The organism is Methylobacterium haplocladii (genome assembly GCF_007992175.1).
GTDB classification, from domain to species: Bacteria; Pseudomonadota; Alphaproteobacteria; order Rhizobiales; family Beijerinckiaceae; genus Methylobacterium; species Methylobacterium haplocladii.
Genome location: NZ_BJZT01000007.1, coordinates 114,856 through 122,953 on the forward strand (window position 1 = coordinate 114,856; position 8,098 = coordinate 122,953).

At 69.3% G+C, this 8,098-nt stretch carries 7 protein-coding genes; 5 read left to right on the top strand and 2 right to left on the bottom strand.

Going from position 1 to position 8,098, the window contains the following annotated elements; translation table 11 throughout:
- The first annotated feature begins 216 nt into the window (after positions 1-216).
- The 4 genes from MHA02_RS04725 to MHA02_RS04740 all read left to right on the top strand — a co-directional run bounded on the left by MHA02_RS04725 (position 217) and on the right by MHA02_RS04740 (position 5,658).
- Entirely contained in the window at positions 217-753 is a 537-nt protein-coding gene (locus MHA02_RS04725; RefSeq protein WP_147077025.1) for an invasion associated locus B family protein, read from the top strand.
- Between the two features lie 58 nt (positions 754-811).
- The gene (locus MHA02_RS04730; RefSeq protein WP_147077028.1) at positions 812-1,468 is read left to right on the top strand and encodes a hypothetical protein; all 657 of its coding nucleotides are present in this window, start codon (positions 812-814) and stop codon (positions 1,466-1,468) included.
- 472 nt (positions 1,469-1,940) lie between these two features.
- Positions 1,941-3,827: a glycosyltransferase family 2 protein gene (locus tag MHA02_RS04735; protein WP_238180420.1), complete on the top strand. Its 1,887-nt coding sequence runs from the start codon at positions 1,941-1,943 to the stop codon at positions 3,825-3,827.
- A 172-nt stretch (positions 3,828-3,999) separates the two neighbouring features.
- Positions 4,000-5,658, top strand: a complete 1,659-nt coding sequence (locus MHA02_RS04740; protein WP_147077031.1) for a glycosyltransferase family 2 protein — start codon at positions 4,000-4,002, stop codon at positions 5,656-5,658.
- A gap of 3 nt (positions 5,659-5,661) precedes the next feature.
- Here MHA02_RS04740 and purC read toward each other — a convergent pair whose 3' ends face one another.
- Together purC and nth are read right to left on the bottom strand one after the other, a co-directional pair.
- Complete coding sequence (gene purC, locus MHA02_RS04745) at positions 5,662-6,456, bottom strand: phosphoribosylaminoimidazolesuccinocarboxamide synthase (protein WP_147077034.1); 795 nt, start codon at positions 6,454-6,456, stop codon at positions 5,662-5,664.
- Between the two features lie 212 nt (positions 6,457-6,668).
- Positions 6,669-7,484, bottom strand: coding sequence for an endonuclease III (gene nth / locus MHA02_RS04750; protein ID WP_147077037.1), 816 nt, complete (start codon positions 7,482-7,484; stop codon positions 6,669-6,671).
- 20 nt (positions 7,485-7,504) lie between these two features.
- Here nth and MHA02_RS04755 point away from each other — a divergent pair, with 20 nt between their 5' ends.
- Positions 7,505-8,026 carry a DUF2244 domain-containing protein gene (locus MHA02_RS04755; protein ID WP_147077040.1) on the top strand — a complete coding sequence of 174 codons (522 nt, stop codon included), beginning with the start codon at positions 7,505-7,507 and terminating at the stop codon, positions 8,024-8,026.
- The last annotated feature ends 72 nt before the right edge of the window (positions 8,027-8,098 follow it).

Consider the following 8,098-nt stretch of genomic DNA (forward strand, 5'->3'; position numbering starts at 1 on the left):
AAAATTTGAACTGCACTGCGATATACGGGTGAGCCGCAAGCCGGCGCCGACGGTCTCGCCGCAACCAAGCCTTTGACACGGCGCGGTGTTCCCGAGCGATGCGCTCGCTTGACAGGCGGCGGCCCGCCATGGTCGGAACACCCTGGCTTTTCGCGGTCGCCCCGGCGGTCCGGAGAGCGCAACGATGCGGGCGAGGGACGGCGCGTGAGGCTGAGCATGAGGTTGCGACGGGCGGGTGGGCCCGCTGCGGTTCGCCATCTGCCGGGTCTGCTCCTGGCTCTGGCCGTCGTCCTCGGCTTCGCGATGCCGAACACGGCTCTGGCGCAGGGCGAGGTCCGCAAGAGCTTCGACGACTGGCAACTGCGCTGCGAGACGCCGGCCGGCGCCAAGGCCGAGCAATGCGCGCTGGTGCAGTACGTGGCCGCCGAGGATCGGCCGAACCTGACCCTCGTCGTGATCGTGCTCAAGACCGCCGACAACCGCGGCTACCTGCTGCGCGTGGTCGCTCCGCTCGGCGTGCTGCTGCCCTCCGGGCTCGGCCTGAAGATCGACAACAACGACATCGGGCGCGCCGGCTTCGTGCGCTGCCTCACCACGGGCTGCGTCGCCGAGGTGGTGATGGACGACGGCCTGCTGCGGACCTTCAAGGCCGGCAAGCAGGCGACCTTCATCGTCTTCCAGACGCCGGAGGAGGGGGTGGGAATCCCGCTCTCGCTCAAGGGCTTCGACACCGGCTTCGAATCGATGAAATAAATTCGTCCGATTTCGGTGCCATGGGCGCCGGGAGACGGGTCGAATCGGAGCGGGTGCCATGCGGAATTGGGGTCAGGCGGCGGCGATCTTCGCGCTCGCGCTCACCGGCATCGGTGCCGCGCAGGCGGAATCCGGCAGCTTCTTCAAGAACATGTTCGGCGGCGTCGGAACGAGCAGCGGCGGCCAGGCTCCGAGTCTCAGCGGCCCGAAGCTGCAGGACCCCAAAGAGGCCTATTGCCCGCAGATCGACGTGCGGGACGGCGCCGCCGCCGTCCAGGCCTTCGCGGGCGCGGCGGGCGACAACAGCCGCCTGCGCCATCAGCTCACCTTCGGCCAGATGAGTCGGGAATGCACGGTCCGCGCAGGCGGTGCCGTCGGTGTCCGGGTCGGCGTGCAGATCCGGGCGCTGCTGGGGCCGGCCGGTGCGCCGGGCACCTTCGACGCACCGCTGACCGTCTCGCTCAAGTACAATGACAAGGTCGTCGCCTCGCAGACCCGCCGGGTCCCGGTTGCGATCCCGGCAGGCGGTGCACAGGGGCAGGCCTCGGTGGTCGCGGACGAACTGATCGTGCCGGCGGACATGGCGGTCGGCTACGACATCGAGGTGGCCCTCGCCGGCGCGCCTGCCCGCGCCAAGCCCCCCGCCAAAAGCGCAGCCCGCCGGGCCAAACCGACACCGGCGGAAGCCGCCGCAGCTCCAGCCGCCGCGCAGTGACCGGCTCTGCGGGTGCATCGCCCGGGTTCGCCCCCGTGCCGTCATTGCGAGCGGGGCGAAGCGGCCCAGGCCCACAGGCTCGCCGGTGCGCATGTTGCCTTGGGTTGCTTCGCGGCGCTCGCAATGACGAGGGAAGGGGCGGCATCTCCCTCGATCGCCTCCCGCCCAGCGATGCCAACCCGGTCGATCCAGCCGGAACCTGTGTGTGACGACAGATGCGCACGACTGTCTCTCGCACGAACCAGGGAGCGGCGAGCACGCGCCCGTGTCCATCCTGGAGCCACCGGACCCGGATCCCCGTCGACACGGGCCGGCCATCGCGGCCGTAGAGCCATATTTCCATGAACGGGCCGATCGCTGGCTCGGCCGCACCACCGCCTTCACGCTCGGACCCACGGACGATCCACTGTTCGACCGCCGCCTGCGGCCGGCCGGGCATCTGCGCGACCGCTGGATCGTGCTGACCTACCGCATGGATCCCAGCGCCCCGCCGCTGCGGCCGGTGATCCGGTTCGTGCGCGCGGATGGGAACAACCAGGACTTCGTCCTGCCGGGCGTGGCACTGGGCACCGCCTCCTGGCTCGGCCTTCTGCCGGCGGACCTCGAAGACATCCGGCTCGCGGCGGGGCCGGGCTTCGTGCTGGAGCGGGTGGGGCTGCGCGGGCATGCCAGTGTCCTCGTCGAGTGCCTTGGCAAGCGCCCGATCCGGGTCGTGCCGGCGCTCCACAACCGCTTGAGGGGAGATGCGCGCCGCTACCGCGACATCCTGCGGGGGGCCTGCGCCGTCAGCCCGCTGGATCGCTACCGGGGCTGGCGAGCCGAGCGCCTGCGCCCCTCCGCTCGGACCGGGCTTGGCAACGACCTCGCGATCCGCCTGATTCTGCCGGCACGCCGATCCGAAAGCGCCGCCGTCGGTCGAACCGTCGAGAGCCTGATCGCACAGGATCACCGCGTCTGGTCGCTCACGATCGCCTGGATCGCCGACGATCGAGCCGGGCCGGTCGAGCACGATCATCACGACCCCCGCATCGCCGATGCGACCTGGGACGACACCACATCGCCGGCCGCACTTCTCGCCGAGGCCGACGCTCTCGGCCTGCTCCACCCTGGCGACCGGCTGTGGCCGGAGGCGCTGGCAACCCTGGCGAGCCGCCTCGCCGGCTCCGACGCCGTCTATGCCGACGAGGAGGTGGCCGGCATTCCGCTCCAACCCCGGCTCAAGCCCGACTGGAGCCCGGACCTCGCCTCCGTCACCGGCTACATCGGCCGGCCGACGCTGTATGCGCGCGCCCTGATCGCGCGCTTCGGCGATCGGCCGATCGGGCCACCGGATGGGTTTGCGCTCGATCTCGCCGCGACATCGGCTGCACGAGCCGTCGTGCACATCCCGCGCATCCTCTGCACCACCGAGCCGACGCCCGACGACACCGCCGCACGGGCGCTGGCCCTCGATCGGCACCTCCCCGAGGTCGGCTCGCCGGCGCGGGCCGAGGTTCACGGCGGCGTGCTCGACCTCCACTGGCCCGTGCCGCAGCCCGCCCCGCTCGCGAGCATCGTCATCCCATCCCGCGACCGGCTCGACCTGATCGCCCGCGTCACCGAGGGCGTGCTGCGGCAAACCGCCTATCCCGCCATCGAACTCGTCATCGTCGACAACGGCTCGACCGACCCGGCCGTGCTGCAATTCTACGAAACCCTGCGCGCCGATCCGCGCGTGCGCATCGTGCCCTATCCGCACCCGTTCAATTTCTCCGCGATGACCAATGCCGGGGTGCGCGAGGCGCGCGGTCAGGTGCTGGTGCTCCTGAACAACGACATCGCCGTACTCGAACCGGGCTGGCTCTCGGCCCTCGTCGCCCAGGCCGTGCGGCCGGAGGTCGGGGCCGTCGGAGCCAAGCTCCTCTACGCGGACGGCACCCTGCAGCATGCGGGCGTCGTCGTGGGCCTCGGCGGCCGCGCCGGCCACCTCCTGCGGCGACGCCCCGGTAACACCCCCGGCCATCTCGGCCGGTTGCGGGTGGCCCACGAGGTCTCGGCGGTCACGGCCGCCTGCCTCGCCGTGGAGCGCCGCAAGTTCGATGCGGTCGGTGGCTTCGACGAGACCACCTTCGCCATCGACTTCAACGACGTCGATTTCTGCCTGCGCCTCGGCACCGCCGGCCTCAAGGCGATCTGGACGCCGCAGGCCACCCTCTCCCATCTCGAATCGGTGAGCCGAGGCCGGCCGGAGGGCGACGAGCGCCGACGCTTCGAGCGCGAAGCCGACGCTTTCACTGCCCGCTGGCGCGACATCATCCGCCACGACCCGTTCTACCACCCGGCCCTCTCGCTCACGACCTTCGGCGAGGACCTGGAGTGATTTTTTTGGGGGAGTTTGGCGCAGCCGGACTGAAGGCCGTCATTGCGAGCGCAGCGAAGCAATGCAGGGTCGCCGGACTGACGTTGCGACTGTGGCCCTGGATTGCTTCGCCTGCGGCTCGCAATGACGGAGGGCGGATCGGCCTGTTGGCGGCACGGGAGTCCGCCACGCAATGACCGATCACGAGACCTCGTCATCCGATACGGTTCCCACCGCCCTGCGCTTCGCCTTCGCACCGAAGCTGGGCCTCCTGCCGATCGTCACGGCCTTTCTGCGAAACCCGCGCGGGGCGTGCGCGATCACCTGGGCGCGCCTCGCTGGCAAGCGCCTGCGCGCCCGTCAGAAATGCGTGGCGCTCGCCGGCATCGACCACCGGCTGTGGCTGCCATCCAGCGCGAAGCCCGCGTCGGAACCAGCCTCCGCGCTCGCCGCACACGACATCGCCGCCGTGGCGGCCGGCGCGCTGGACTGCTCGACGAGCGGCCATGCCGCGATCGTCGCCCTGCTCGCGCCGGGCCACACCCTCGTCGCCGGCGCGGCGGACGCCATCGCGACGATCTTCTCGGAAAACGCCGAGCTTCAAGCCCTCTACGGCGACGCCCTCGTCGAAGGTGGAGACGGACGGCTCCTGCCAATCCTCCGCCCGGCCTTCGATGCCGATTTCTTTCGGGGCCTCGACCTCGCCGGTCCGGTCGTCGCAGTGCGGGCGGTTTGCATCGCGGGCATCGAACACGCTCTCGTGCCGGGTGCCGAAGCCCTCGACCTGCTGCTTCGCATCGACGCCGGGGGCGGTGCCGTTCGCCATCTACCGCGCCTCCTGTCGATCGCGCCGCTCGCCCGGAGCCACGGGCCGAACGACGAAGCCCGCCTCGAGGCTGTCCGCGCGGATTTCGACCGGCGCGGGGAGGGTAATGCCCAGATCGCGATCGACGAAGGCATCCTTACCGTCACACGCCCCCTGCCGGAGCCGTGCCCCGGCGTCAGCCTCATTGTCCCGACCCGCGACCGCCTCGACCTGCTGCGTCCCTGCATCGCCAGCCTCGTCGAGCGAACCGACTGGCCCGCCAAAGATATCCTGATCTGCGACAACGGAAGCCGCGAGCCGGAGACGCTGGCCTACTTTCGCGAGTGCGAGGCGCGCGGCATTGCCCGCATCGTCCCCTGTCCAGGCCCGTTCGACTTCGCCGGCATGAACAACCGCGCGGCCGAGGCGGCTCGGGGCAGGCTGCTCGCCTTCGTCAACAACGATGTCGAGGCGTTCGAGCCGGGCTGGCTAGAGCGGATGGTGCGCGAGGCGCTACGGCCGGAGATCGGCGCGGTCGGCGCCAAATTGCTCGACGGCGAGGGCCGCATCCAGCATGGCGGCGTGGTGCTCGGCACGGGCGGCGGCCTCGTCACGCACGGCCACCGGCACTTTGCCGGGGATGCGCCGGGCTATCTCGGGGCGCTGCTCGCGACGCACCGCGTCTCCGCCGTGACGGCGGCCTGCCTCGTGGTGGAAACCAAAAAATTCCGGGCTGTCGGCGGCTTCGACGCCGAGCGGTTTTCCGTCGACTTCAACGACGTCGACCTCTGCCTTCGATTGAACGCCGCCGGCTACCGCACCCTGCTGGTGCCCTCGGCCGTGCTGCACCACCGCGAGTCTGCGAGCCGCGTCCGCTCGCCCGAAGCCGAGGTGCGTCACCGGAGAGAGGTCGCGAACCTCCAAAAACGATGGGGGTCGCTGCTCGTGCAGGACCCCCATTATCATCCGGGCTTCGATCCGGACCTCTCGACCCATGCGCGGCTTCGCCGGGGCTGGCCGGATTTGGAGCCGGCGAAGCCGCGTTGACGGCTACTGGACCAGACGTGGTCCGCCGCCCTGCACCTTCTCGTTTTCGGACATGATGCCGAGGCGCTTGGCGACCTCGGTGTAGGCCTCGATCAGGCCGCCGAGATCCTTGCGGAAGCGGTCCTTGTCGAGCTTGTCCGCGGACTTGATGTCCCAGAGCCGACAAGAGTCCGGAGAAATCTCGTCGGCGACGACGATACGCATCAGGTCGCCTTCCCAGAGTCGGCCCGTCTCCATCTTGAAGTCGACGAGGCGGATGCCGACGCCGAGGAAGAGGCCGGAGAGGAAGTCGTTGACGCGGATGGCCAGCGCCATGATGTCGTCGATCTCCTGGGGCGTCGCCCAGCCGAAGGCGGTGATGTGCTCTTCCGAGACCATCGGATCGTTGAGCGCGTCGTTCTTGTAGTAGAACTCGATGATCGAGCGCGGCAGCTGCGTGCCCTCCTCGAGCCCGAGCCGCGTCGCCAGCGAGCCGGCGGCGACGTTGCGCACCACCACCTCGAGGGGAATGATCTCGACCTCGCGGATGAGCTGCTCACGCATGTTCAGCCGGCGGATGAAGTGCGTCGGCACGCCGATGTCGTTGAGGTGCTGAAACAGGAACTCGGAGATCCGGTTGTTGAGCACGCCCTTGCCGTCGATGACCTCGTGCTTCTTGGCATTGAAGGCCGTCGCGTCGTCCTTGAAATGCTGGATCAGCGTGCCGGGCTCGGGACCCTCGTAGAGGACCTTCGCCTTGCCCTCGTAGATGCGACGGCGGCGGTTCATGGGCGTGTACCGTGGTTTGAGGAAGTCCATGGGCCGTGGCTCCTTGCGGGACTGGCACCTGATGCGGGATCCGCGGCGCGGCGACCCGGAGCGGGGTCGGGCAGCGAAAGACGTCATTGGCGATAGTCTTTCACGGCCGTGTGCCAAACTACCCGATGCGCATTGGCAGCACAACGCGTTAGCCGGTGCCGCACCATGCGCGCGAAGCCGTCGTCTCCCGGCCTTCGGTCCCGGCGATCCGCTTAGGCGCCGGCACTCAGCGGCGTCACGGTCTTCGACGGATAGCGGCACAGGTCCGCAATCGGGCAGCGCGGGCATTCGGGCCGGCGCGCCTTGCAGACATAGCGCCCGAACAGAATCAGCCAGTGGTGGGCGTTGAGCAGGAACGGCTCCGGCACGATTCGCTCCAGCCCGGCCTGCACTTTATCGGTCGTCGCGGCGACCACGAGGGGGATACGGTTCGCGACCCGGAAGATGTGTGTGTCGACGGCGATGCGCGGCACACCGAAGGCCACGTTGAGCACCACGCTTGCGGTCTTGGCGCCGACGCCCGGCAGGACCTCCAGCTCTTCGGCCGTACGCGGCACCACACCGCCATGCCGCTCCACCAGGATGCGCGAGAGCGCGATGACGTTCTTCGCCTTCGTGTTGAACAACCCGATGGTGCGGATGGCGTGGCGTACCCGCTCCTCGCCGAGGTCGAGCATCTTTTGGGGCGTGTCGGCGATCGCGAAGAGCGGCGTGGTCGCGATGTTCACGCCCTTGTCCGTGGCCTGGGCCGAGAGGACGACGGCCACGAGCAGCGTGTAGGCGTTGATGTAGTGGAGCTCGGCCCGCGGCTCGGGATTGGCATCGCGTAGCCGCGAAAAGATCGTGGCCAGCGTGGCGGGATCGACGGGTTCCGGCGTCGTGTCGATCCGGGCGACGAGCGGCTTGGCCAGCCGGGCTCCTGCCTTGACCGTTTTATTCTGGATCGTCCGACCCTTGGCGGCCCGCCCCGGCGCGGCCTTTTCGCCGCCGGCTGGTTTTGTCACGGGCGGCGGCTTTCTGGCAGGCATCCGGCGGTTATATTGGTCGGATGGCGAGCGGCAACCTCCACGCCCATCCCGACGGCCTCGATCCCGATGCGATCGAGCGTCCCCTCTACGAGACGGTCATCCGGCCGCATCAATCCCTGAGCCGGGACGGCTTCCGGATGGTCATGGCCTTCTGCTGCGCCGTCTCCTTCGTCACCTCAGTGGCCTGCCTCCGGATGGGCTTCTGGCCGATTGCCGGGTTCTTCGGCCTCGACATGCTGGCGCTCTACGTGGCGCTGAAGGTGAGCTTTCGGCGCGGCCGGTCGTTCGAGGAAGTGGCGATCTCGCAGATCCAGGTGGTGCTGGCGCGCGTGAGCCATCGCGGCGAGCGCCGCGAATGGCGCTTCAACCCCCTCTGGACCAAGCTGACTCGCGTCGAGGACGAGGAATTCGGCCTGCGGACCCTGACCCTGGTCTCCCGTCATGAGCATGTCGCAGTGGCGCGCGATGCATCGCCTCCGGAGCGCGAGCTGGTGGCGCAGGGTCTGAGCCGGGCATTGGCCAGGGCAAAGAAGGGCTACTGATACCGCGCGCTCGCACATCTCGGCACGGCATGGTGCGCTGCCCTCGCGGAGCGTTTTTCATGCTGCGCTGCA